Origin of the sequence: Lysobacter sp. GCM10012299 (genome assembly GCF_042649405.1) — a bacterium.
GTDB lineage: Bacteria > Pseudomonadota > Gammaproteobacteria > Xanthomonadales > Xanthomonadaceae > Lysobacter_J.
In genome coordinates this window covers 86,047-109,287 of the sequence record NZ_JBHRZC010000004.1, presented here as the reverse complement: position 1 = coordinate 109,287, position 23,241 = coordinate 86,047, and the positions used below count along the sequence as shown (strand labels likewise).

At 64.4% G+C, this 23,241-nt stretch carries 23 protein-coding genes and 1 tRNA gene; 4 read left to right on the top strand and 20 right to left on the bottom strand.

Annotation, left to right across the window (positions count from 1 at the left end; translation table 11 throughout):
* Positions 1-26: 26 nt before the first annotated feature.
* The 6 genes from ACFOPO_RS11680 to ACFOPO_RS11655 form a co-directional block, all read right to left on the bottom strand.
* On the bottom strand, positions 27-1,175 hold the full coding sequence (locus ACFOPO_RS11680) for an HlyD family secretion protein (RefSeq protein WP_386703406.1): 1,149 nt from the start codon (positions 1,173-1,175) through the stop codon (positions 27-29).
* Entirely contained in the window at positions 1,172-2,761 is a 1,590-nt protein-coding gene (locus ACFOPO_RS11675) for an efflux transporter outer membrane subunit (protein ID WP_386703405.1), read from the bottom strand. The genes ACFOPO_RS11680 and ACFOPO_RS11675 overlap by 4 nt, the downstream gene beginning before the upstream one ends.
* 46 nt (positions 2,762-2,807) lie before the next feature.
* A complete protein-coding gene (locus ACFOPO_RS11670; protein ID WP_386703404.1) occupies positions 2,808-3,941 on the bottom strand; it encodes an AI-2E family transporter in 1,134 nt (377 codons plus the stop codon).
* A 100-nt stretch (positions 3,942-4,041) separates the two neighbouring features.
* Complete coding sequence (locus tag ACFOPO_RS11665; RefSeq protein WP_386703403.1) at positions 4,042-4,500, bottom strand: hypothetical protein; 459 nt, start codon at positions 4,498-4,500, stop codon at positions 4,042-4,044.
* 166 nt (positions 4,501-4,666) lie between these two features.
* The gene (locus tag ACFOPO_RS11660) at positions 4,667-5,626 is read right to left on the bottom strand and encodes an SOS response-associated peptidase family protein (RefSeq protein WP_386703402.1); all 960 of its coding nucleotides are present in this window, start codon (positions 5,624-5,626) and stop codon (positions 4,667-4,669) included.
* Between the two features lie 85 nt (positions 5,627-5,711).
* A complete protein-coding gene (locus ACFOPO_RS11655) occupies positions 5,712-6,005 on the bottom strand; it encodes a hypothetical protein (RefSeq protein WP_386703401.1) in 294 nt (97 codons plus the stop codon).
* 519 nt (positions 6,006-6,524) lie between these two features.
* Between ACFOPO_RS11655 and ACFOPO_RS11650 the strand changes: the two genes are divergently transcribed.
* The 4 genes from ACFOPO_RS11650 to ACFOPO_RS11635 all read left to right on the top strand — a co-directional run bounded on the left by ACFOPO_RS11650 (position 6,525) and on the right by ACFOPO_RS11635 (position 11,279).
* A complete protein-coding gene (locus ACFOPO_RS11650) occupies positions 6,525-8,984 on the top strand; it encodes a hypothetical protein (protein WP_386703400.1) in 2,460 nt (819 codons plus the stop codon).
* 554 nt (positions 8,985-9,538) lie between these two features.
* Positions 9,539-10,276: a hypothetical protein gene (locus tag ACFOPO_RS11645; RefSeq protein ID WP_386703399.1), complete on the top strand. Its 738-nt coding sequence runs from the start codon at positions 9,539-9,541 to the stop codon at positions 10,274-10,276.
* A 15-nt stretch (positions 10,277-10,291) separates the two neighbouring features.
* The gene (locus tag ACFOPO_RS11640) at positions 10,292-10,729 is read left to right on the top strand and encodes a DUF6130 family protein (RefSeq protein ID WP_386703398.1); all 438 of its coding nucleotides are present in this window, start codon (positions 10,292-10,294) and stop codon (positions 10,727-10,729) included.
* Positions 10,730-10,745: 16 nt separating this feature from the next.
* Entirely contained in the window at positions 10,746-11,279 is a 534-nt protein-coding gene (locus ACFOPO_RS11635; protein WP_386703397.1) for a cytochrome P460 family protein, read from the top strand.
* A 122-nt stretch (positions 11,280-11,401) separates the two neighbouring features.
* Here ACFOPO_RS11635 and ACFOPO_RS11630 read toward each other — a convergent pair whose 3' ends face one another.
* The 14 genes from ACFOPO_RS11630 to ACFOPO_RS11565 form a co-directional block, all read right to left on the bottom strand.
* Positions 11,402-12,514, bottom strand: coding sequence for a phage major capsid protein (locus tag ACFOPO_RS11630; RefSeq protein ID WP_386703396.1), 1,113 nt, complete (start codon positions 12,512-12,514; stop codon positions 11,402-11,404).
* On the bottom strand, positions 12,511-12,873 hold the full coding sequence (locus tag ACFOPO_RS11625) for a hypothetical protein (protein WP_386703395.1): 363 nt from the start codon (positions 12,871-12,873) through the stop codon (positions 12,511-12,513). Before ACFOPO_RS11625 ends, ACFOPO_RS11630 begins: the two co-directional genes overlap by 4 nt.
* Positions 12,870-13,112, bottom strand: a complete 243-nt coding sequence (locus tag ACFOPO_RS11620) for a hypothetical protein (protein ID WP_386703394.1) — start codon at positions 13,110-13,112, stop codon at positions 12,870-12,872. The genes ACFOPO_RS11625 and ACFOPO_RS11620 overlap by 4 nt, the downstream gene beginning before the upstream one ends.
* Before the next feature lie 71 nt (positions 13,113-13,183).
* Positions 13,184-14,701 carry a DUF3631 domain-containing protein gene (locus ACFOPO_RS11615; RefSeq protein WP_386703393.1) on the bottom strand — a complete coding sequence of 506 codons (1,518 nt, stop codon included), beginning with the start codon at positions 14,699-14,701 and terminating at the stop codon, positions 13,184-13,186.
* A gap of 12 nt (positions 14,702-14,713) precedes the next feature.
* Positions 14,714-14,971 (bottom strand): helix-turn-helix transcriptional regulator, encoded by a 258-nt coding sequence (locus tag ACFOPO_RS11610; RefSeq protein ID WP_386703392.1) that lies wholly within the window; start codon positions 14,969-14,971, stop codon positions 14,714-14,716.
* 238 nt (positions 14,972-15,209) lie between these two features.
* Positions 15,210-16,418 carry a tyrosine-type recombinase/integrase gene (locus tag ACFOPO_RS11605; protein WP_386703391.1) on the bottom strand — a complete coding sequence of 403 codons (1,209 nt, stop codon included), beginning with the start codon at positions 16,416-16,418 and terminating at the stop codon, positions 15,210-15,212.
* Positions 16,419-16,588: 170 nt separating this feature from the next.
* A tRNA-Leu gene (locus ACFOPO_RS11600) sits at positions 16,589-16,675 on the bottom strand.
* Positions 16,676-16,725: 50 nt separating this feature from the next.
* On the bottom strand, positions 16,726-17,178 hold the full coding sequence (locus ACFOPO_RS11595) for a DUF2214 family protein (protein ID WP_386703390.1): 453 nt from the start codon (positions 17,176-17,178) through the stop codon (positions 16,726-16,728).
* A gap of 92 nt (positions 17,179-17,270) precedes the next feature.
* Positions 17,271-17,867: a cysteine dioxygenase gene (locus ACFOPO_RS11590; protein WP_386703389.1), complete on the bottom strand. Its 597-nt coding sequence runs from the start codon at positions 17,865-17,867 to the stop codon at positions 17,271-17,273.
* A gap of 81 nt (positions 17,868-17,948) precedes the next feature.
* On the bottom strand, positions 17,949-19,085 hold the full coding sequence (locus ACFOPO_RS11585; protein WP_386703388.1) for a homoserine O-acetyltransferase: 1,137 nt from the start codon (positions 19,083-19,085) through the stop codon (positions 17,949-17,951).
* 84 nt (positions 19,086-19,169) lie between these two features.
* Positions 19,170-20,168, bottom strand: a complete 999-nt coding sequence (locus ACFOPO_RS11580; protein WP_386703387.1) for a tetratricopeptide repeat protein — start codon at positions 20,166-20,168, stop codon at positions 19,170-19,172.
* Positions 20,168-20,620 carry a cytochrome c-type biogenesis protein gene (locus ACFOPO_RS11575; RefSeq protein WP_386703386.1) on the bottom strand — a complete coding sequence of 151 codons (453 nt, stop codon included), beginning with the start codon at positions 20,618-20,620 and terminating at the stop codon, positions 20,168-20,170. Before ACFOPO_RS11575 ends, ACFOPO_RS11580 begins: the two co-directional genes overlap by 1 nt.
* Positions 20,617-21,192, bottom strand: a complete 576-nt coding sequence (locus ACFOPO_RS11570; RefSeq protein ID WP_386703385.1) for a DsbE family thiol:disulfide interchange protein — start codon at positions 21,190-21,192, stop codon at positions 20,617-20,619. The genes ACFOPO_RS11575 and ACFOPO_RS11570 overlap by 4 nt, the downstream gene beginning before the upstream one ends.
* Positions 21,189-23,195: a heme lyase CcmF/NrfE family subunit gene (locus ACFOPO_RS11565; RefSeq protein ID WP_386703384.1), complete on the bottom strand. Its 2,007-nt coding sequence runs from the start codon at positions 23,193-23,195 to the stop codon at positions 21,189-21,191. Before ACFOPO_RS11565 ends, ACFOPO_RS11570 begins: the two co-directional genes overlap by 4 nt.
* Between the last annotated feature and the right edge of the window lie 46 nt (positions 23,196-23,241).

Here is a 23,241-nt window from a genome sequence, read left to right as displayed (position 1 = left end):
GCTTGCACTCACTTCGTCAGTCCCGGTCAGTACGCATACGTGAGCCAGCTGGCAACGCGGATGTAGATCTTGCCGAGCAGCTTCAGGATGCCGGCGCCTTCGCCGTAGGCGATGACCGAAGCCTGCCCGCCGATACGCAGCTTGGCGCGGTCCTCCGGATCCTGCCCCGGGTCGATGCCGATGATCACCGGGAAGCGCTGCGATTGCCGCAGCCAGTCGCGGTCGTTGTCGACCGAGGGCAGGTTGCCGGGGTTTGGCGTACGACCCGCGCTCACGCCAAGGCCGATGCTGCGCACCTTGCCCTTGAACACGCGACCGGGGAGTACGTCGAAGACAATGTCGACCGGCGTGCCGACCTTCATGTGGCCGAGGTTGTTCTCGGTGTACTCGGCACTGATCCAGATGTCACGCACACCGATCAGCGTCAGCACCGGACTGCCGGTGCCGGCGAACTGGCCGACCTCCGCGCGCAGGTCGGTGATGACACCATCGGTCGAGGCCTGGACCACGGTATTGGTCATGTCCAGCTCGGCCTTGTCGACCGCGGTCAGGGCCGTCGCCAGCAGGGTGTTCTTCTCGGCATCGGCACCGCCCATCGATTCGATGGCGCGGCGGATGTCGGCCTGTGCGGCCACGACCATCGCCTTGGCCTGTTCCAGGCTCGCGTCGGCAATCTCCTGGCGGCGTACGGAAATCGTGCCGGGGTCGGTTTCGCGCAGGCGACGCAGGCGTGATGCGTCCTGTCTTGCCTTCACTTCGTTGGCGCGCGCGGCGGCCAGGTTGGCGCGTGCCGCGTCGACCGTGGCGTCTCCGGCGCCAACCTGCTTGCGCACGTTCTCAAGGTCCGAGCGCGCCTTGGCCAGGGCGATGCGGTACTGCGACTGGTCGATCTCGAACAGGGTCTGGCCGTATTTCACCGTCTGGTTGTTGGCGACGGCGACCTTGGTCACTTCACCGGCCACCTTCGGCGCGACGCCGACGATGTAACCCTCGATGCGGGCCTGCGACGTGTAGGGCGTATAGCGGTCGCCGAACAGGTACAGCAGCAGCGTCAGCACGATGGCTGCGGCTACCCAGCGTCCGCCCTTGCGCACGGTCTTGCCGGCCTGGTCCTGTGCGTCCGGCGCTGCACCGGCGCCAGCCGATGCCTTCTTGTCGTCGTTGACTGCACTCATTTCGGATTCCCGCTATCGCTGGGCTGCCCCTCGGGGCGGGCAGGGAGGGGCGCCTCGAGCAGGCCGTCCCAGTTGGTCCTGGTCTTCATGGTCTCGCGCGTGTTTTCGGGCAGCAGTTCCTGCGGCGTCATTTCGGTCCAGCCACCGCCTGCAGCCTTGTACAGGGTGATCACCGCGCTGATGTGCGCGGCGTTGTTGAGCAGTTCGCGCTCGGTCTGGGTGAACATCACGCGCTGTGCATCGAGCACGCGTTCGAAATCGGCATAGCCCTCCTGGTACTGGCTGTTGGCCAGTTCCAGCGAGCGTTCGGCGGCGCGTGCGGCGCCGCCCAGCGGGGCCTTCTGCTCGGCGGTCTTGACCACGGTGATGGCAGCGTCGTCGAGCTCGCGCGCCGCCAGCAGTGCGGTGCTCTGGAACAGTTCGATCGTCTGCTGCAGGCGCGCGTCCTGCAGGCGCACGTTGCTGGCGATGCGGCCGTAGTCGAGGATGTTCCAGCTGATGGCCGGCCCTGCTGCGATGCTTCGCACCTGCGGGCTGCCGCCCAGCGACGTGGTCGACCAGCCAACGCTGCCGAGCAGGGTGATGGCCGGGAAGTAGTCGGCCTTGGCGATGCCGATCTGCGCCGATTGCGCCGCCACCTGCCACGCCGCAGTGCGCAGGTCGCGACGGCGCAGCAACAGGTTCGCCGGCAGCTCGCGCAGCACCGCGCCGTCGACGATGGGCAACGGGCGCACCGCCGTATCCAGTTCCGGCACGTCGCCGGGCTTGCGGCCGAGCACGGCGGCAATGGCGTTGCGAACCCGCACCAGCTGGCCTTCCAGGTCCGGGATCGTCGCCAGCGTGCCCAGGTACTGGGCCTTGGCTTGTTGCAGGTCCAGTTCCGACTCCTGTCCGCTGCTGAACAACTGTTCGGTGATCTCGAGGCTGCGCTTCTGGATCGCGGTGTTCTTGCGCGCGATGTCGATCCTCAGCACGGTAGTGCGGTAGGCGTAATAGAGATCGGCCACCTGCGCGGCCAGCAGCACCTGCACGTCCTGCTGGTTGGTGACGGAGGCGAAGAATCCCGCTTCCGCCGATTCGATGCCGCGACGGAACCGTCCCCAGAAATCCAGTTCCCAGGCCAGGTCGAAGCCGGCACTGAAGGCGCCGTAGCTGTCGTGGACGTCGGGGCCCGATCCGCCGCTGCTGCGGCTGTCGATGTAGGTCGCCGAGCCCTTGAGCTGCTGTAGCTGCGGGTAGAGGTTGGCGCTGGCAATGCCGAGCACCGCCCGGCTTTCCATGATCCGCAGACCGGCAATCCGCAGCGAGGGATTCTCCTTGCGCGCGGTGTCGATGAGCGAGTTGAGGACCGGATCGTTGAACGCATGCCACCAGAACTGCAGGTCGACGTCGCGCTGCTGTGCGGGGCTGGCCACCTGTCCGTACAGGTCGGTCTGCCATTCGTCGAGCCAGGCGATGTCCGGCTCTTCGTAGTCGGGCCCCAGCGTGGTACAGGCGCCGAGCAGCAGGCCCGAGGCGAGGATCGCCGCGCCCCCCAGGCACCGTGCCGCGCGCTTGCCGCAGGTGGCCCGCATGATGATCCGCATGGTCCCCCGCATGGTCCCCTGCATGATTGGCCGTGCGCTCCGGCGACTAATGAGCAGTGTCCGTGTCGATGGAATCGACGTGCGCCGTCGGCACGATGTCCGGCGAGCGCGAATCGACCCATTCCATGAACAGTTTGTACGCCACGGCCAGGAGCACCGCGCCAACGAACAGGCCGAGGATGCCGCCCGTGACCATGCCGCCGATGGCGCCGATCAGGATGACCAGCATCGGCGCGTCCACGCCGCGTCCGAGCAGCAGCGGCTTGAGCACGTTGTCGGCCATGCCGGCGATCAGGAAGTAGATGGTGAAGACGATCTTCATGCCGGTCGACGATCCGTCCTCGGCCCACCACAGGTAACCGATTGCCGGCAACGAGACGATCAGCGCCGGCAGCTGCAGGATGCCCAGCAGCATCGTGATGGCCGCCCACACGCCGGCCGCCGGAATACCCGCAAACAGGAAGCCCATGCCCAGCAGCAGCGCCTGGATGAAGGCGACGCCGACCACGCCGGCGGCCACCGAGCGGACCGTGGCGATCGCCAGCTTCAGCAGGCTCGCGCCCTCGGCCGGATTGGTCAGCCGCACCAGGATGCGTTCGGTGGCGCGTTTTCCGCCCTCGGCGTAGACCATCAGCACGCCGGCGACCACTATCGCGGCGAGGAACATCAGGATCGCGCCGGCGGCATTGGCCGCCATCAGCAGCGCTTTGCGCAGCCAACCGCGGATGATCTCTGAGTTCTTCTGCAGGTAGGCCGGAAGGTTGTCGGCCGCTTCGCTCCATGCTGCGTGCACGCGCTCGCCGACCAGGGGCCATTCGGCCACTTTGGGATTCGGGGCAGGTACGGCGAAGGTGCCTTTTTCGAACGACTGGTGGACTTCGCTGATCTGGCTGGCGAACGAGCTGCCCAGCATCACCATCGGCACGCCCAGCAGAAGCAGCAGCGCCAGCACCAGTACCGTGGCCGAGAGGCCGCGGCGGCCGCCCATGCGCCGCGTCAGGCCCTGGTAAAGCGGGTAGATGGCGATGGCCAGGATCACGCCCAGGATCACCAGGTTCGCGAACGGCGCGAATATGCGCACGCAGACGATCGCCAGGAACGCGATCAGGCCGACCTTGATCAGCGTTTCGGCCAGGTCTGCGGTGACGAGCTTGCGCAGCGTTTCTTGATCTACGTTCACGTGGAAATCCTCCTTGACGTCGACCGACCCGGGCACGGGTCGGACGCCTGTGGTTGCGTGGGGGCCGGCTCCATCCGTCCCCGGTTGATCGTGCGCCGTCTCAGCCCAGGCGCCGGTAGATCCTGACGACCACTTCTTCGGCGACCAGCATCACCACGATCACGGTGATCAGCACCAGCAGGCCGTGCCAGCGCCCGTCGAAGCGGACGTCGGTCCCGAACGCGAACGAGATCGCTTCGAGGATCACGAACTTGGAACCGAACAGGATCAGCCACGCCGAGAACCAGCGCATGAAGGTCATGAAGCCGCCGGGGCGCGCCTTGAAGTACGCAGCGACGTAATGTTCCAGGGCAATCGTCAGTTTCAGCAGGATCTGCAGCAACAGCGCGCACATCAGCGAAACGGTGAACGACTCGATGTGGACCTTCTCGGAGAATTCGTTGAAAAGGTTCAGCACCACCAGGTCGATGAGCACTGCGCTGTAGTAGAGAACGAACAGCCGCTGCTTGTTCGTGGGTGCCTCGGCCTGTTGCGGCATCAAAGAGTCCGCGGTCGTCATCGATTTCCCCGTTAGTGGTCGGTTGGTGACGGGGCGGGCGCCCATTCGCGCCACGATGCCAACGTAGTTGTTAACGCGGCGTTAGGCCGTGCGTGGGTCTCGCGGCTCAACCGGTTCGTACGCAGGCCCTCGCGGCGCCCTTGGGCAAAAGTGCGCGGGCGGCGCGTCAGGCGGCCAGCCTGTGTTCGTAGTACGGACGCTCCCGGTCATCGAGGATGGCGTACATCGCCGACAGGTGGTCGGGGTCGGGATTGAGCCATGCGTCGATGTTGTGGCGTTTGATCGGAATGATGCAGCGGTCGTGGCCGACAGCGGCGATCTCGGCCGGCGGATCGTCGGTGATGGCGGCGAAGGACAACAGCTCGGCGCCGTGCGAGCCTTTCCACCGTGACCACAGGCAGGCGACCAGCATGTCCTGCTCCGGCTCCGGGCGGAACTCAAGCACGACGTTCTCTTCCTTTTCGTCCGGCTGCAGCTCGCGATGCTCCACGGCGTGGCGGCTGACGTTCTCGTAGAACGCGTTGACCACGACGATCCCATGCGAATGGCCGAACTGCTCCTTCCAGAACCCTTCGAGGTTGTCGCGACGTGCGTTGTAGGTGCCGGGGAAGCGCTGGTCGAAGTTCGCCGGCTTGCCTTCAGGCCGGCACTGGTAGCGCATCGGCTTGATCACGCGCGCGCCGTTTTCCCAGACCATCACCGGCGCATAGTGGCCGGGAAAGATCCGCGAATCGTCGGCGACCAGCGCGCTGCGATGCAGGTCGGCAAGCTTGCCGCGCGCCCACTCGATCTTGTCGGTGGCGATGCGCTTTTCCTCGAGCGCCTTCTTCGTGGTTTTCTCGAGCAGGATCCGCTCGGCATCGAACAGGCGCTTGCGCTGTTTGAACAGCTCCTGCTCGTAGCGGCCGGTCTGGGCCCGGTCGAACTCGACGATCAGCGCCTTGATCTCGTGCTGCAGGTCGGTGAGCGGTTCAGCGAAGGCCGCGTCCATCGCCTTGGGGATCTTCGCCTTGCCACCCTTGCCGCGCTCCCAGTACAGGCGCACGAAGTCCTGGATGCTGATGGTGGCGCCGAAGACCTTGGCGAATTTCCGGTAGTCGGCCCAGATCTGGGCGGAATAGCACATGGCACGGGTCCCCTGTCGCTGTGACCGTGGCCGGACTATACGCCCAGCCGTGTGGCCGCCAACTCAACACCTCAGGGGGGGCGCCTCAATAGAGCAGCGCCGTGAACGAGAACAGCAGCAGGAGCGAAATGCACAGCGACGCAAGGGCGAACGTCCAGGCCCAAAGCCGGAGCGATGCCGCCAGCAACGCCAGGCCGGTCAGGGCGATGCAACCGATGGCGGTTGCGATGGAGGCCACGTCGGGCATGCCCCGGCTCAGGGCCCACATGTGCGAATAGCCGGTCAGTATCAGGATCGCGGCGACAACGACTGTCGCCATCGCCCTGGTCATCCGGCGACGCGTCGTTCGACGGTTCCGGTCCGTGATGGGTGCGTTCACGCGTAGTGGGTTCCGGCCATCTCCCTATGGCCAACGGACCCAAGTTCGGTGGACGGCCAATCAGCAAAAACAAAGGGCCTGCGAGTGATCGCAGGCCCTTGTTCTGAAACTGGTGCCGGAAGTGGGACTCGAAATAGGCAGTAAAAGCCTAGAATTTGGCCGTTAACGCTGAGGATGTGGCCTGGAATGCCCCGTGCGTGCCCCCACTCGCAACTGATTCGGTAGTCGGTTCCTGATTCCCCTGGCTGACGTCGATATCGGGCTCGAAAAAATACGCTGCCAACGCCTGCAGCAATGCGCCATGGGGGGTGATTTGCGCGGATTGTCGCCCGTGCGGGAACCTGTCGCCGACGTGCCGGTCGGGTGGGCAATCCTGGCCGCCCCTATTACGCAGCCTCCGCCAAAACGCCTCCCCCGTCGCCCTGGAGGCGGCCGCTTGAGCGTCGCGAACCTAAGCATGGGTGCCAGTCGGCAGGGATTAAGGTACAAATTGTCCCATCCAACTGAACAGGTCATCAGATGAGCCAGCCGAACGCAGAGGACTGGGGTGCCGCGTCTGACTCCTTCGATGACCTAAACACCTTCGTCAAGGGTCGCGACCTGGCCTCCGCGAATGAGGCTCAGACGCGATACGACGTTATCGACCGTCTTTTGCGAGACGTCCTCCAATGGCGGCACGGGAGCATCGCCGTTGAGGAGCACAACCAGGGCACGCGAACGGGCTATGTCGACTACATCCTCCGGTCGGGTGACACCTGCATCGTGGTGGAGGCGAAGAAGTTTGGAGCGACTTTCCCGACTCCCACAGTCAAAACCCGGCTTAAGCTTGGCGGGGCAGTCCTCGGTGCGGGGGAGATCGCAGCCGCCATCGCGCAAGCAAAGGAATACGCAGCCACTAAGAAGGCGCAGATAGTCGTCGTTACGAATGGTTCGTGCTGGTGTCTCTTCAGTTTGACCGGAGTGACGAGCGACTCATTCGCGCACCTTCTGTTCCCTTTCGACAAGGATGGCCACGCCGAAAAGCTGTTCGACATTCTGTCCTCAAGAGCCGTCGATGAGGGGAGCTGCACGCGTCTCACGAATGACCTGCCGCCCGCCGAAGAAAGACTGCTCGCTGAGTTCAGGGTCAGCGACGACCGGGTGGACCGGAATAACATCGCGGACCAGATTTCTCCGGCGCTGGACCGCGCGCTTTATTCTGAAGCGATCATCAGCGACACGGATGCGCTGCGACGCTGCTTCATAACCACTGAAGCGAGGACGAAGTTCGACAGCATGCTGGGTATGCACCTTGCAGACCCAAAGCCTCACGGCGTTGCCCCGGCGAAGCGCATCAATCGTGAGAAGAAGAACGACCACCTCGAATCAATCATCGCGCAGTCTGAACCGAGCTTTGCGCCGCCGGTGACGCTGATCATTGGTCCAGTGGGTGCGGGAAAGTCGACGTATCTCAAGCACTTCGAGCTGATCGCGGGCAGTGAGCTGCTCGTCAAGAAGGCCGCAAACTGGATCTACATCGACATGGAAGCCCTCGGAAAGGGCGGCGACCCCAGGGCTTTCATCTACGACAAGCTGAAGACATATCTTGACCACGGCATGCCCGGCGGACCGGCGAGTTACGACAAGGTGATCGGACCCGCATATGAAGCGGAACTACGAGCACTGAAGGCTGGCCCTTTGGCACTCATTGCCAAGGACGAAGGTGAGTTTAACAAGCTGGCCTCCAAGCATATTTTTGACGATTACTCGCGCGTCGAACCTTACGTCGACAAGGTGGTAACTCACCTTGCGAAGAAGAACCTTGCGGTGATCGTTCTCGACAACATAGACCTGTACGAGGACGACGCACTAGAGACTGCAGTTTTCGCGGAAGGTCTGGCCCTATCAAAACGAGTTCACTGCCACGTCATCGTGAGCGTCCGCGATACGACGTTCGTTCGACACAAGAACGACTCCGCCTTCAATGCGTACGAACTGCGTAAGCTCTGGCTCGATCCTCCCCCTCTCAAAGCAGTAATTTCCGCCCGCCTTACATACTCGAAGAAAATTCTTGAAAAGAAGTCGGCTACGATCAATCTGCCGAACTCGATGCACTTGAATGTCCCTGACCTGAGCGTGTTCTTCGATATTGTCCAGCAGAGCATCCTTCGAGGCCAAGCCGGCGACTACGTCGAGGCGATTGCCGACCTCGACATTCGAAAGGGCTTGAGTCTGGTTAGGAATTTCCTCACGTCCGGACATATCGAGGCGGATCGCGCACTTCGCCAGTATCTAATCGGAGACACAAAGTACTTCTTCCCGTTCCATGAAATTTTCAAGGGGACGATGCTTGGTCAATGGATGCATTTCAGCGAAGATCGCGCCGAGGGAATCAATGTATTTGACTCTCGACTTGGCTCGCGAAGGCTGAGGCTTCTGCGAGCGTTCTTGCTTCAGTTCTTGATTAGCCGGGCAAAGTCTGATGCCTCGATCGAGGTATCAGTTGCAGACTGCTGTACTGCCATGGCTGATTTTGGAGCGAGCGCTCAGCACGTTATCGACTGTCTGACTGACCTCAGCAAGCAACGCCTTGTTAGATCAACCACCGCCGAAGGGATCTCAGCAGCTTCAACTATCGTCGTCACGCGATCGGGCGGCTACTACACCAGAATCCTGTCCCGTAAGTTCGTGTACGTTGAGGAATGCATGTACGACACGGCGATCGACGCACCGGAAGCGTGGGGGGCCATAAGGGACTTGACTGCGTCGATCCTGGTCGAGAAGGACGCCCTGAGACGCATGAAGAAGAGGCGTGAGCGGATCGAACTTTTCCTGAACGCGTTGGAGCAGATCGAGAATGAGATCGTGACTGATGCCCCACAACTCGCGACGCTTCGAACCATTGGGGAAATCCGTGCCGCAGTACTCGCAGATGCCGACGATGCTGTGCGTCGCGCAGCGGCATCGCAGCGAGGCACACCGATGAGGCGTTCCCGCTAGCACTCTCCCGGCCGGCCGGCGGCCCTTGCCGGGTTTTCTCCACTTTTACTCGACCGTAAGGGGGCGGCCGGTAGTGGTGCCCCGTGGAACGTCCAGACATCGCCCCCCCGGGGGGCGCCTTGACTCGGGCGGGTCCGGGCGGCCAATGTCCGCTTTCGACCCAAAGCGGACATCGCGACCTAGCCACATGTGAGCCGGGCACGCATCGGCGCGGCTAGGAAACAAGGGCCTTGCGCGCTCCGACTCAGGGGCGTAGAAGATGGGGAGCGGAGACGGTAGATGTTCCTCCGCGGCCGGCTAGAGCCGGTACAACAAAGGCGTAGCCCGCGGTTCTCCCGGTCTATCCACGCCGTGGCGCTTACGGAGTAGGCGTCCTTCGACGAACCCCCCAACCGTTTGCTGCGGGCATCCGCCGCAGTCGATCGACGTTCGCGCTCGCTCTTCACCATGCAGTGACCCATTCCACCGACCCCCATGTGGCACCGCCACATGGCTAGGCGTGGCTGCGCCCGCTCGAACGCTCTCTCACCAGATCATTCCCCATGGATTCGAAGATGGACACCTTGCTAAGGGCAGTTCTCGACGCACACGGCGACCTCGGAAAATGGGCCGCTCTCAAACGGATCACGGCTGACATGTCCCTGGGAGGCCCGTTCTGGGCTGCCAGGGGATGGCCCGATGTCTACGCCGGCCAAACCGTCACCCTCGACCCGCACAATCAGCACATCCGGTTTTCGCCGTTCACCGGCGCCGGTCGCACGTCCGTACTGGACGTTGATCCCGAGCGTGTCGCGCTGACTTCCAACGACGGCGAGGTCGTCGAAGAGCGCCTGCATCCGCGTGGCTCGTTCCCGCTGCCATTCGATCCGATGACGACTCCATGGGACGCAATCCAGGTGGCTTACTTCACCAGCGCAGCAGTCTGGAACTACCTGACTGCCCCGTTCGTGTTCGCGCGTGCCGGTGTTGAAACAAGGGAGATCGAGCCGTGGACCGAGGGCAACGAGACCTGGCGGAGATTGGCCGTGACATTCCCGAAATCCAATGCAAACCACAATGCCGAACAGGTCTTCTACTTCGACGATGCCTTCATGCAGCGGCGCATGGATTACTCGCCAGACGTCACCGGCAGCCCGCCGGTAGCGCACTACAGCGACGATCACAGGACCTTCGACGGCTTCGTCTTTCCGACGCATCGACGCGTCTACCTGCATGACGCCAATGGCGTCGCGGACAAGAGCTTCGCGCCCATCACGATGGACGTGAAATCCATCGTCCTCGAAAGCGCCTAGAACACGGAGAAGGGAATGAACGCATTCAACAAGGCGCTCGCAGCGACTGCGGGCGGGTTGCTAATCGCGGCGAACTGCTTCGCACAGGGCCCGACGTCACTGGTGGTGCCCGTCGAGAATGAGCCCGCCCCCAGGTTGATCGTGGGGCAACCACTGCCGGGACCACTCGCGACCGGCGTCGCCTACATCCCGTACCGGGTGGAGAACCTGCGCATCCTGCCGATCGGCGGACCCCATTCAAAGAACGTCTCGCCTCGGATAGGGCACCTGCACATCACCGTCGACGACCTGCCATGGGCGTGGGCGGACTATGGCCGCAGCGACACCATCATCCTGGTCAACCTGCCTCGTGGCGAACACAAAGTCCTGATCGAGGCGGTCGACCCTGAGGGCGGATTGCTGACCTCGGAGACCGTGAAGTTCAATTCGCCGGGCAAGCCGGCCGGACGCTGACCGCAAAGGAACCACCATGAATCGCAAGACCAAAATCTGGATCGCCTCGGCAGCGGCTGCGCTTGCCGTCATGGCGGGCGCTGCAATTGGCGCGCAGGACAAGTACGCACTCGTGTCGCCCAGCGGAGTCGCATTCGCCGACTTCAAGGGCTACGAGGACTGGGCGGTGGTCTCTTCCGCCAAGACCGATGTACTGAAAGTCATCGTTGCCAATCCGATCATGATCAAGGCGTACAAGTCGGGTATTCCCGGCAACGGCCAGCCGTTCCCAGACGGCGCCAAGATCGCAAAGCTCCAGTGGAAGCCGAAGAAGAGCACGGACGCGCCGTTCGATGTCGACGTGCCGGATGTCTTCACGCAGGCCTTCCTGATGGAGAAGGACAGCAAGCGGTTTCCGAAGAGCGGCGGCTGGGGGTATGCACTGTTCAACTACAGCGCTGCCAATGACACCATGACGGTCGATCCCACGGGCGTCTCGGATTGCGGACATGCCTGCCACGTGAAAGTGGCGGACAAGAACTACATATTCCATCCTTATCAGAAGCGATGACACTCCTCGGGGAGCTCCGGCAGTTCGCCCAAGCCTCGCAACCTGGCAGTCTGGCTTGATTCCAGGCGGTCGAAGAACGACCGCTGATGGCCGAAAGCGGACATTCGCTGGCCGCCATCCGTTCACCAGGCGATGCCCGTGACGGCAGCGACCATGCCGGGCCTGCGCATTGACCAGTTGATCTGTTGAATCATCCGCACCGCCAGCGCGTCCTGCTGGTACAGCGAAATAACAGGCGTGGCGAATGTCCCGTCATTGATCGACTCGGGCGACGTGTCTTCCATGTGCAGCGTGCCGGCATCGGACACGTCGAACTGCGGCACGATGTCGGCTACGGTCGCAAACTCAGCGGCATCGACCAGAATCAACGTGCCGTCAGTGACGTTCGGCGAGATGATCACCGCGCCGAGCATGAAGCCGTTCTCGATGTTCGGCCAGATGAAGCCGCCGCTCGCGTCGGTTTGCAACGCCAGCGACATGGCCTGAATCGGGTTCATGATCCAGACCAGGCGGCGACCACCGCCCGAGGCCAGTATCGGCGCCAGCGCGGCCTTCAGGTCTTCGATCACGTTACCCGGAAGGACGCCAGTGGAAGGCGTCAAGGTAATGCCGTTGAGCAGGCCGGCGGGACGAATGGCGTTGGCGGCCGCGGCATCGAGAAGGCGGGTATCGAGGACCTTCGCGGTGTCCTCGACCATGAAGTCCCGAATGTACTTTTCCAGGTGGCTGCCAGTCGACCGACTCATCTCCGAGGACATCGCCGACAGCACAGCCATCTTTTTCGGCGTAAGCGATACCGCCTGCAGTCCGGCCTTCTTCACCGGAATCGGCGCGTTCTCGCCTACGAAGTCCCCTGCGAGGGCGGGGCTTGAATCGCGCCCCGGAAAGCTCACCTTGCCGGAGCTGTCAAAGTCGAAGCGAGCGCCAACGGCGGCAAGCTGTGCATACACCGAAGCCGGCGCAAGCAGTTCCAGAAACTCTGCCCACGTTTCAACGGCCATGTTGCCAGCCCAGTCGGGCATCGAGGTGACGGCCGGGTCGACGGCCGCACGCTGTATCGAGAGGTACGACTTCAGTCCAGCGTCGTTGCCGAACAGGCGCGCGGCGGCCACCTGGGGTGTCGTCTCCTGTGTAAAGGCGGCGCAATGCGCCGCGCAGGAACGGAACAGCAGTTGCGCCTTTGCTCGACGCTTTCGGGGAGGGGCGTATGAAAGTGTATCCAGCGCTGCATTCACGATTGCATCTCCTGCGTCTGCGGCATGACTTCGCCGATGGGGTGTTTCGCCGTCGGAAGCGTCTTCGCCATGGCGCCTGCTACGGCAGCCGCTTCCATCAGCAGTGATTGCAGGCGAACGAGTCCGCCGTGCGTGCTGTCTTCGCGCTTCTTTTTCGTGCGCGCGAGGATGTGCGCGATCGCATTGGCTCGACCAGCTTCGTCCTCGCCATGGCGCTGCGCACGTTGGCGCTGATACTCCACGAGTAGGCGCTGCCGGGTTGACGGGTCGCTGCCATTCCATAGGTCGCGGGGAATGCCGCCGATCAGGTCAGGCATAGCAGAATGCAGAACTTCCGGATTGGTAAAGATCGTGCTCATGCGCTGCCCCGGTTTTCAGTCCTGTTGCGCGCCATGCGCAGGCTCAGCAACACTTTGACGGCCGACTTGCTGCCTTCGGCGGCGAAGGCCGTCAACAGCGTTTCGATGAGATCGCGATACTGCGCCGTGGCATCCAGCAGCTCATCGTTGATGTCGAGAAGTTCGCCATTGACAGCATTCACCTTGGTGAGGCGAACTCGCAGTTCATCGTTCGTCGACGGGGCCTTGGGCTTGGTCATTTCGGTGGACCTCGGTCAGTTAAGGTGTGTTGTCGCCGACTCGGTGGCGCCATGCATGCGGGTAAGGCGGGTCATGGGGCTTCTGAACTACGGGGTAAGGCTTGGCGATAGACACCACCGCCGACCACCCGCCAGCCTTGGTGCTCAAGCTCCATCCAGATGGCCTCGACAGGCAGGCCGTCGCGTTCGGCGGCGTCGACCAGGTCAAGCGCATCCACCTCGTCGCCGGTGGTGTACTCGGCAATTAGTGCGGCGATCCTGTTGGCAGCGCCGTCTCCACCGTTCCGGTGGTAGGGCGTAACGGTCGTAACAGGCGTAACAGCGCTGCTGGCGCAGGGGTCTAAGGTCACACCGTCTGCTTCCAGAGCCGTCACGTCCGTAACGGGTCTGGCCTGCTGACCAGCGGAAGTGATGGGATGATCCGGGAACATTTCGGCTGTTACGGGTGTTACTCCCTCTCCCGATAACGGAGGGAGGTAGCGCTGCCACGCGTCCAGGAATGCCGCGCGCTCGTAGCCGCGGGCCTCCGAGGCTCCGAAGCGCAGGACCTTCGGGGCGATCGAGTACGGCTTCAGTAGCCTCGCCAGGGATGTTGGCGTAATAGCCTTGCCCCGCAGATCAGCCCATCGAGATTCGTCGAGCCCGCACAGCCCGTCGATCAGGCTCGCAGTAGAAAGCTTGGCGCCGATGCCAGCTTTCTCGAACACCAGGCGGGCATCGGCCAGAAGCTGCACGCCGAGGCTCGGCGGGTGCTGCCGTGCATCTGCCACCATCGCCGAGGCTGCGTCGCGCGCCAGTACTGGCCAGTCACCGCCGATGGCATCGGCCACAGCGAGCAGCGGTTCCCAGCAGTCGGCGGCGCGGTCTTCCACGCCCGGCGGTAGCGCGGGCCGGGCGCATTCCAGTTCGTCTCGGGCGCCGTCTGCCCATTCCTCCAACTGCCTCCGCAGCCCGTCTGCCTCCGCCTGGTAGTCACGCGCCCGGAAAGGCATCACGTGCTCACCAGGTGCGCGCCTGCGCATCGGAATGACGATGCTTCGGCTCAGCAGCGTATCGGGAATCGCACCAAGACCGGCCAGTGCGACGGCCGCGTATACCGGCCACTCTTTCTGCACGATGGTACTGCCGCGCACCTCGCAACGGCCGACCTTCGCGTAGCGTCGATGGCCGGAATTCAGCAGCGCGCGCAGATCTTCATGCTCGCCAGCCTTTGGACCGAACACCGCATCGACTTCGTCGTACAGCAGCGTCGGGGGGCCGTCTTCATTTGCGATACTGCGGAACAGATATGCAGCAGTCACCGAGAACGAATTCAGCGGCCGGGGCACCAACGGTTCAGTAACTTCGAGCGCGCGACTCTTTCCGCTTTCTGGTTCAGGACTGAGGAACGCGAGTCTGGGAGTTGATGTCCACGCATCCATCGCGTGCGCGTGTACGATCCAGATCGTGTGAGCAACGTGCGCATGTCGCGAGGGATACGCAATGAACTTCCCTAGAAAAGCGTGGACCGCGTCGGCCAGGCGCGCGCTATCAACGCAATATTCGATTCCTGCAATGCTACGCGCATCGCGAGCTTGTTTCTCCGACACGACCCGGCTCCACTACGCCGTCGGGTGCGACGCGGACTGATGACGCTTCGACAGGCGACCGTTACCGATGCGACGGTCGGTTGACCGGGCGCGTACACGCTCCTCGACCCATTCCGTGACTTCTGCTTCAACCCAGCCCACCGTATAAGGGGAAAGTTGCACGCGTTGCGGGAACTGCTTCGCTGCCTCCAGCCGGTCGATGGTCGACGGCGAGCAGTTGACGCGCTGGCAGACTTCGCCACGGCGCAGGATTCGAACGGCACTGGACATGATCCACCTCGCACGGAATCGATGAACATTGCTGGAATCTACGCGTCTACGGAAGGCGCTTCAAAGCTTACGGACATATCGTCGTCATCCGGTATCTCCTGCATGCTCTGCAGTTCCGTGCAGACGTCGAAGTTCGGCTTGAAACCCTTGTGCAGTAAGGCTTGCGCACTTTTTGAGTTGACGGGCTGATAGCAGAACGCCGACCAGATGGTCGGCGTTCTGAGTGGCTCCGAAGACGCTACGCCTTCGGTTTGCTTGTCTTTCGCTTCGACGCCGCGACGCTTTCCCCCGCGCGCAACTGGTCCAGGTAGTCGGCCCACGCTTGCATCATCTTTTTGCGTTCCGCCATGTACTGCGCACGGTGATACGCCGCGCGGACCTTGTTGCGTTCGGCGTGCGCAAGTTGACGTTCTATGACGTCCGGCGCCCATCCCATCTCATGAAGCAATGACGACGCCAGGGCACGGAACCCGTGGCCGGTCATTGTGTCTTTGTCGAAACCCAGCCTGCGCAGCGCGGTGTTGATTGTGTTATCCGACATCGGGCGGTCGCCCGTAAGCAGGGAAGGGAAGCAATAGCGCCCGTGTCCGGTGATCGGCTTAAGGCCGCGCAGGATCACCAGCGCCTGCGCGCTTAGCGGCACCACATGTGCATCCCGCATCTTCATCTTGCCGGCCGGAATGCGCCATTCCGCTGCATTAAGGTCGATTTCCGCCCATTCCATTGCGCGCAAATTGCCAGGGCGGGCGAACACCAGCGGCGCCAGCTTCAAGGCGGCGACTGTCGTGGGCGCGCCGCCGTAGGTTTCCAGCGTCCGCAATAGGTCGGCTACGCCCTTGGGGTCAATGATGGCGGCGCGGTTCGTCACCTTGACCGGGGCGAGGGCGCCGCGCAGGGCGCTGGTCGGGTCGTGTTCGGCGCGGCCCGTGGCGACGCCGAAACGGAAGACTTGCGATATCCGTTGCTTCACCCTGTGCGTGGTTTCGTGGTGGCCTTGGGCTTCGATCTTTCGCAGCACCGCCAGCACTTTGGGCGCGGTCACGCTGGAAACGGGCGCGGTGTCGAGGTCGGAAGCCAGCGAGAACAGCCAGCGGGCCTTCGCCATGGTCGTGAGGCTTAACACCGATGCCTGCAACGCCAGCCATTCATCCCGCAACACGGCGAAGGTCATGGCTTCGGCCTGCTGCTGCCGGCGCTCGGCCTTCCGTTCGGCCGCCGGGTCGTTGCCGGCCCGGAGACGGGCACGCGCAGCAGCGAGGTGGTCGCGGGCCTCAGCTAGGCCTACTTCGGGAAAGGGGCCGAAGCTAAGCCGACTTTCCTTTCCGCCGACACGGTACTTCCAGCGCCAGAAACGGGAGCCCGAAGCCATCACTTCGAGGTATAGGCCGTGCCCGTCAAAATGCTTTCCAGCCGGCAAACTCGCCAGCGCGCGGACTTTCAATTTCATTTTGACTCGTGCCCCCAGCCGGGGCCGCATGCCCCATGTGCCCCCGATGTTGCCCCCCGCGGGCGGCCGATTCAAGAAACGTCAGGGACTCGCACAGATGCGCGAAACCCCGCCATAGCGGGGTTTCTGGGTCGATCTGGGGCTTGGTGATGCCCCCTGATCCTTGGTGCTGGTGCCGGAAGTGGGACTCGAACCCACACGCTTTTAAGGGCGGCGGATTTTGAGTCCGCTGCGTCTACCGATTCCGCCATTCCGGCGCGGTCGCGCAGTATAGCCGACCGCGCGGGCGGGCAGCAGGGGGTTGGGCCTACAGGCCGCCGTAGCGGGCCATCGCCGCGGCGAAGACGAAGATCGCCGCGACCAGGATCAGCTCGAAGCGGACGATGCCGCGCAGCCTGGCGACCTCGGCACCGTCCGGCAGGTAGGACGGGTTGGCGGCCAGCGCCTTGCGCCAGCGCAGGAAGCGCACCGTCGGCAGGATCGACAGCAGGCCGACCAGCACGAACGCGCCCATCTTGGCGTGGAACCACGGGTTGTGCAGGTAGAAGTCGTGGCCCTTCACGCCGTAGATGATCCGCGAGATGCCGACCACGATCAGCAGCATCGCGCAGATGCCGTAGCCGCGGTCGATGCCGCCCAGGCGCTGCATGGTCGTGCGGTCGACGGCACCGCGCAGCAGCACGGATTGCGCGACCAGCATTGCGACGAGGGCGTAGACCAGCAGGTGGTGCAGGGCGGCGAGGGCGAAGTCAATCAGCATCGGGGAAGGCTCCGGCGGAAAGCGCTCACCCTAGGGGATTTCGACGTTGGATGCAGTGCCAGAGGTCAGTGATCGGCCGACCCGGCGAAAACTCAGGCCGCCTCGTCGGTCTGCAGCGTCTTGGCGACGCGCGCGAACCATTCGCCTTCGTTGGGGACGAACATCGAGCACGATTCCATCGGCGCCTTGTAGATGTGCAGCGATACGGCGACAGACTCGCGGCTGGCGTTGCGGATGGTGTGGTACTCGTGCGGCGGGATCAGGCTGCCGGCACTGCCGGGGCCGGCGTGCATGCCGCCGGCGGCGCGGAAGCGGAAACGCTCGCCGTCGCGTTCGAGCAGTTCGTACTGGGTGATCTCCAGTTCGCCGTCCCAGACCCCTTCGACGCACCACAGGCCGCAATGGTCATGGACGGGCGTGCCCTGGCCGGGGCCCCAGGTCATGGCGACGACGCTGTAGCCCAGCTCCGGGCTGCGGTAGATCTCGCGGCGGGCGTAGTGGTCGTCGATGGGGTCGTGCACGCACGACGGCAGCTGCACATCGCGGTCGCGGATCATGCCGCACAGGGTCGTGCGCAGGGCCGCGGTCACGGCATGCTCGTCGCCGCTCGCCACCGCGGCGTCGATGGCGGCGACCAGCTTGTCGTGGCCGGGGAAATCGAGGTCGGGCAGTGCGTCGTTGATCGTCATGGCGGCAATTCTATCGTGCGCACGCCATGGCGAATCTTGCGCCGCATCAATCTACGGCGGTACGGACCCTCGCTGTTCCGTTCAGCGAAGGCCGTTCAGGAAGTCGCCGACAGCCGGTCCAAAACGCGCGATGTCGACCAGGAACGCGTCATGCCCCTGCGGCGACGGCAGCGGCAGGAACCGCGAGTCGGCACCGCCCGCGCGCAGGCCCTCGGCGATCTCTTCCTGCTGCTGCAGCGGGAACAGGATGTCGGTGTGCACCCCGATCGCCAGCGCCTTCTCCACGCGCAGGCCAGCCAGGCCTGCGCGGGTGTCGGCTTCGCCGTTGCCGCGGCGGTCATTGCAGTACTCGCCCAGGTCGAACCAGTCCATCGAGCGGCTCAGGTACAGATAGCAATTGGGGTCGAAGCGGCGCACAAAGCGGCGGGCGTGGCCTTCCAGGTAGCTTTCGACCTCGAACTCCAGGCCGAACGGCTCGTCGTCGGTGCGGTCCGAGTCCAGCCGCACGCGGCCGAAGCGGCCATCCCATTCCAGCGCCGAGCGGTAGGTGATCACGCCCAGCTTGCGCGCCATGCGCATGCCGGCCTCGGGGTAGCGCGCATCGTCGTACTGGCCGTGGTTCCAGTTCGGGTCCAGGCGGATCGCCTCGCGCTGGAGCGAACGGATCGCGATCGAGAACGGCAATGCCTTGGCCGCGCCGGAAATATTGATGTGGCTGCGCGCCAGGCCCGGATGCAGTTGCAGGAAGGCCAGCGCGGTCATGCCGCCCATCGAGTTGCCGATGATGCAGGCGAGTTGCTCGATGCCGAGCTCGCGCACGACATGCGCGGCCGCCTGTGCGCCGTCTTCCACCGACAAGTCGGGGAAGCTCAGCCGGTAGGGCTCGCCTGTGTCGGGATTGATCGAAGCCGGGCCGGTCGAGCCCTTGCAGCTGCCAAGCGAATTGACGCAGATGACGAACCAGCGATCGCTGTCGATCGGCTTGCCGGGACCGAGCATCTGTTCCCACCAGCCCGGCTCCGGATTGCCCTCGTTGCTGGCCGCGTGCGCATCGGGCGACAGGCCGGTGACGATCAGCACGGCATTGTCGCGGGTGGCGTTGAGCGTGCCCCAGGTCTCATATGCAACGCGGGCGTGGTTGAGCGCACCGCCGCGCTTCATCGGGAAAGGCGAGGGCAGGTCGAGCCAGCGGGTACCGGGGGGGATGAATTCGGTCATGGGGGAAGCTTAACGGGCGCGGTTCAATCGCGACATCCCAAGCCGTCATCCCGGCGAACGCCGGGATCTTCTTGATTGACCGCGCTACGGCCGAACCTGATCGATAAGAAGTTCGATCGGGCCTGCGTCCTTGCCCGCGGGTTTCGCCACGGCCTCGAAATCGCCCGGCTGCGGAATCGCATTGCCACTGGCCGACACGCGTGCAAGCACTTCCACCTGGTCCAACTGCGAAAGCTTCATCGTCGGCATCGGGCTGTCGCCATCGTCCAGCGTGACTTCGACCGGGAAGTTCGCGGCTGCGAGTTTCTCGACGGCGACGGGCATCGGCGGTCCGCCCGGCTGGCGCGCGATCACGAACAGGCTGGCGTTGGCCGGCAGCTTCGCCGCCAGCGCCGGCGACAGGGCAACCTTGACCTTGACGCCGCCGGTTTGCGCCGGCGCCGCGGATGCCGGCAACGGCGGCAAACCCGCCTCGCCGCGGGCGGCATTGATCTGTTCGCGCAGGCTTTCGCCGGTGTTGCCGCTGACCACCGCGAGCAACGGCTCCCAGGTGCGCGCGGCTTCGGCCGGCTGCTTGGCCTGGCGCTGTGCGATACCGAGGAACCAACGGGCACGCTGGTGCATGGGCTGCAGCTCCAGCGCGTGGCGCAGCATGGCAACACCTTCGGCGTCGAACGCGCGGCCGGGCGCCGCGATGGCGCGCATTTCCGCTGCTTCGGCCAGCAGGTCCGGGTCGTCGGGCATCAGCTTGAGTGCGCGCATCAAGGCATCGCGCGCCTTGACCGGATCGCCTTCGGCGACATGGGCACGTGCAAGCAGGCGCCAGCCTTCGACCTGGTTGGGGTCGCGCTTGAGTTCGGCTTCGAGCTGGGTGATGGCATCGCCCAGTGTTTCAGGCGCGCGTCGCTGCGCCGAATCCAGCGCGGCCGGGGTGCCGATGGCGAAATAGACCAGGCCAGTGGCCAGGGTCAGGCCGGCGATCACGCTGAAGCCTGCAACCGGGCGCGACCGCCACAGCGGATGAAGAACGTAGGCCAGCACCAGCACGGCCAGCACGAGGCCGGCAATCACGAAACCGACCATTACCACTCCTGTTCTTCGTTGCTGTCGCTACGCGCTGTCGATGCGGTGGGCTGGCGGCGCTTGCGCACCGCGCCGACCACGACCAGGCCGCCGGCCAGCAGCACCAGCGCCGGGCCGAACCACAACAACCATGTCTTGGATTCAACCTGGGGCCGGTACAGCACGAACTCGCCGTAGCGTTCGACCAGGAACTGCTTGATCTCGCGGTTGTCCTTGCCCTGGCGCATCAGTTCCAGCACTTCGCGGCGCAGGTCGACCGCGATCTGCGCGTTCGACTCGGCCAGCGACTGGTTCTGGCACATCACGCAGCGCAGTTCGGCGACCAGATCGTGGAAACGCTGCTCTTCGACAGGGGACTGGAACTGCAGCGGGGTCGGATCGGTCGCGGGTTGGCCGATCGCACTGAACGAGGCCGCCAGCAGCGCGAACGCCAGCACCAACGAACGGGTCATCGGGCGCCTCCGCCGATCTCGTCCAGCTTCGGCAGCAGGTCGTCGCGGATCACTTCATCGGTCAGCGGCCCGACGTACTTCCAGCGGATGATGCCCTTGCCGTCGACGAGGAAGGTTTCCGGTGCGCCATAGATGCCCCAGTCGATCGCCGCCTTGCCCTCGTAGTCGGCCACGACCATGAAGTACGGGTTGCCGAACTGCTCGAGCCAGCGCATGGCATCGGCATGTTCGTCCTTCCAGTTGAAGCCGATCACGCGCAGGCGCTTGCTCTCGGCGAAGCGCGTCAGCACCGGGTGCTCGTCGCGGCATGCCGGGCACCAGCTGCCCCAGACGTTGAGCAGGTACGGCGCACCGCGCAGGTCATCCGACGTCACCATGCGACCGGGTTCGTGCAGTACCGGCAGGCGGAACGCGGGTGCCGGCTTGCCGATCAGCGGCGAGGGCAAGGCTTCGCGGTTGGGATTGCGGCTGAGCATCACGCCGGCGAACAACAGCACGCCCAGCGCAGCGACGATCAGCAGGGGCATCCAGCGCATCGCGGAATTGCGCGGTTGCGGCGACGGTTCGCTCATCGTGCGGGCTCCGCGCTCGGATTGGTGGCGAGAGGATTGGCGACGGTTGCAGTGGCTGCGTCAGCCGACGTCGCGTTCGCGACGGTGGCGGTGCGGCGGAAACGCCGGTCCGTTGCCGTGACCAGACCGCCGAACATCATCAGCAGCGCACCGCCCCAGATCCAGCGGATGAACGGTTTGACGTGCACGCGCAGCGCCCACGAGCCACCGCCAAGCGGTTCGCCCAGGGCGACGTAGAGGTCGCGGGTAACGCCGTTCTCAATCGCCGCTTCGGTCATGACCTGGCCGCCGCTGGCGTAGGTGCGCTTCTCCGGATGCATCACGGTCAGCGGTCGCTCGTTCTCGAACACCGTGACGGTGCCGCGGTCGGCCTCGTAGTTCGGGCCCTGCGAATGGGCCACGCCGTCGAAGCGGAAGGCATAGCGCCCCAGCTCGACGGTCTGGCCCGGCGCGACGGCCAGTTCGCGCTGCTGGCTAAGGCCTTCGACCAGCAGGGCGCCGATCAGGAACACGGCGACGCCGAGGTGGGCCAGCGTCATGCCGAGCATCTCGGCCGTGAAGCGCTGGCCGCTGCTCTGGCTGCGCAGGCGCGTGACCACGAAGCGGATCGTGCCGAACAGCACCCAAGCCGCGCCGAGCACGCCGGCAGCGACCTTCCACGGCCCTTGGGGCGCGAAGAAGTACGCGAGTACCGCAAGGCCCAGTGCAAGCACGGCCCACGGCAGCAGCATCGCCAGCGGCTTTGAAACCTGCTCGCGCTGCCAGCGCGTGATCGGGCCGAACGGCAGCAAGGCCACCAGCGGCGACATCAGCAGCACGAACATCAGTGCGAAGTAGGGCGGGCCGACCGAGATCTTGCCCAGCTCCAGCGCGTCGGCCAGCAGCGGGTAGAGGGTTCCGAGCAGGACCATCGCGCAGGCGGTGGACAGCAGCAGGTTGTTGGCCAGCAAAAGGGTTTCGCGCGAGCTGATCTCGAACGGCTTGCCACCGTCTTCAGACGACGGCGCGCGCAACGCGTACAGCAGCAGCGAACCGCCGATGACGATGCCGAGGAAGATCAGGATGAACAGTCCGCGCGCCGGGTCTGCGGCGAAGGCATGCACGCTGGTCAGCACGCCCGACCGCACCAGGAACGTGCCCAGCAGCGACAGCGAGAATGTCGCGATCGCCAGCAGCAACGTCCAGCCGCGGAAACTTCCGCGCTTCTCGGTGACGGCCTGCGAATGCAGCAGCGCGGCGCCGGCGAGCCATGGCATGAAGCTCGCGTTCTCGACCGGATCCCAGAACCACCAGCCGCCCCAGCCGAGCTCGTAGTACGCCCACCAGGAACCCAGCGCGATGCCGAAGGTGAGGAAGGCCCAGGCGACGTTGGTCCACGGCCGGGTCCAGCGGAGCCAGCGTGCATCGATGCGGCCGTCGAGCAGGGCCGCGATCGCGAACGCGAAGGGCACTGCGAAACCCACGTAGCCGACGTACAGCATCGGCGGGTGGATGATCATGCCCGGGTCCTGCAGCAGCGGATTGAGGTCGCGGCCTTCGGCTGCGGCCGGCAACAGGCGCAGGAACGGATTGCTGGTGAAGATCAGGAAGGCGAGGAAACCGGTGCTGACCAGACCCATCACGCCGAGCACGCGTGCGATGACCTCGGCCGGAAGGCGCTGCGAGAAGCGCGCGACCGCACCGGTCCACAGCGCCAGGATCAGCGCCCACAGCAGCAGCGAACCTTCGTGCGCGCCCCACACCGCGGTGTATCGGTACATCAACGGCAACAGCGAGTTGCTGTTCTCGGCAACGTAGCGCAGCGAGAAGTCCTGGGTGACGAAGCCGTGGGTCAGGACGATGAAGGCGAAGCCGACCAGCACCAGTTGCGCGTACGCGGCTGGGCGCGCGATCGCCATCCAGCTGCCGACGCCGCGTTGCGCACCGGCTAGTGGCAGTGCCGCCTGCAGCAGCGACACCAGCAGGGCGAGGATCAGGGTGACCTGGCCGATCTCAGCAAGCATGGCATGCCCTCACCCCAACCCTCTCCCGCACACGGGAGAGGGAGCA

Excerpts from the sequence above, each read along its gene's own strand:
- ACFOPO_RS11650 (WP_386703400.1), top strand. The coding sequence starts at position 6,525 with ATGAGCCAGCCGAACGCAGAGGACTGGGGTGCCGCGTCTGACTCCTTC.
- ACFOPO_RS11645 (WP_386703399.1), top strand. The coding sequence starts at position 9,539 with ATGGACACCTTGCTAAGGGCAGTTCTCGACGCACACGGCGACCTCGGA.
- ACFOPO_RS11625 (WP_386703395.1), bottom strand. The coding sequence starts at position 12,873 with ATGAGCACGATCTTTACCAATCCGGAAGTTCTGCATTCTGCTATGCCT.
- ACFOPO_RS11595 (WP_386703390.1), bottom strand. The coding sequence starts at position 17,178 with ATGCTGATTGACTTCGCCCTCGCCGCCCTGCACCACCTGCTGGTCTAC.
- ACFOPO_RS11660 (WP_386703402.1), bottom strand. The coding sequence starts at position 5,626 with ATGTGCTATTCCGCCCAGATCTGGGCCGACTACCGGAAATTCGCCAAG.
- ACFOPO_RS11585 (WP_386703388.1), bottom strand. The coding sequence starts at position 19,085 with ATGACCGAATTCATCCCCCCCGGTACCCGCTGGCTCGACCTGCCCTCG.
- ACFOPO_RS11570 (WP_386703385.1), bottom strand. The coding sequence starts at position 21,192 with ATGAGCGAACCGTCGCCGCAACCGCGCAATTCCGCGATGCGCTGGATG.
- ACFOPO_RS11680 (WP_386703406.1), bottom strand. The coding sequence starts at position 1,175 with ATGAGTGCAGTCAACGACGACAAGAAGGCATCGGCTGGCGCCGGTGCA.
- ACFOPO_RS11665 (WP_386703403.1), bottom strand. The coding sequence starts at position 4,500 with ATGACGACCGCGGACTCTTTGATGCCGCAACAGGCCGAGGCACCCACG.
- ACFOPO_RS11610 (WP_386703392.1), bottom strand. The coding sequence starts at position 14,971 with ATGTCCAGTGCCGTTCGAATCCTGCGCCGTGGCGAAGTCTGCCAGCGC.
- ACFOPO_RS11565 (WP_386703384.1), bottom strand. The coding sequence starts at position 23,195 with ATGCTTGCTGAGATCGGCCAGGTCACCCTGATCCTCGCCCTGCTGGTG.
- ACFOPO_RS11635 (WP_386703397.1), top strand. The coding sequence starts at position 10,746 with ATGAATCGCAAGACCAAAATCTGGATCGCCTCGGCAGCGGCTGCGCTT.
- ACFOPO_RS11575 (WP_386703386.1), bottom strand. The coding sequence starts at position 20,620 with ATGACCCGTTCGTTGGTGCTGGCGTTCGCGCTGCTGGCGGCCTCGTTC.
- ACFOPO_RS11620 (WP_386703394.1), bottom strand. The coding sequence starts at position 13,112 with ATGACCAAGCCCAAGGCCCCGTCGACGAACGATGAACTGCGAGTTCGC.
- ACFOPO_RS11675 (WP_386703405.1), bottom strand. The coding sequence starts at position 2,761 with ATGCGGATCATCATGCGGGCCACCTGCGGCAAGCGCGCGGCACGGTGC.
- ACFOPO_RS11580 (WP_386703387.1), bottom strand. The coding sequence starts at position 20,168 with ATGGTCGGTTTCGTGATTGCCGGCCTCGTGCTGGCCGTGCTGGTGCTG.
- ACFOPO_RS11605 (WP_386703391.1), bottom strand. The coding sequence starts at position 16,418 with ATGAAATTGAAAGTCCGCGCGCTGGCGAGTTTGCCGGCTGGAAAGCAT.
- ACFOPO_RS11640 (WP_386703398.1), top strand. The coding sequence starts at position 10,292 with ATGAACGCATTCAACAAGGCGCTCGCAGCGACTGCGGGCGGGTTGCTA.
- ACFOPO_RS11590 (WP_386703389.1), bottom strand. The coding sequence starts at position 17,867 with ATGACGATCAACGACGCACTGCCCGACCTCGATTTCCCCGGCCACGAC.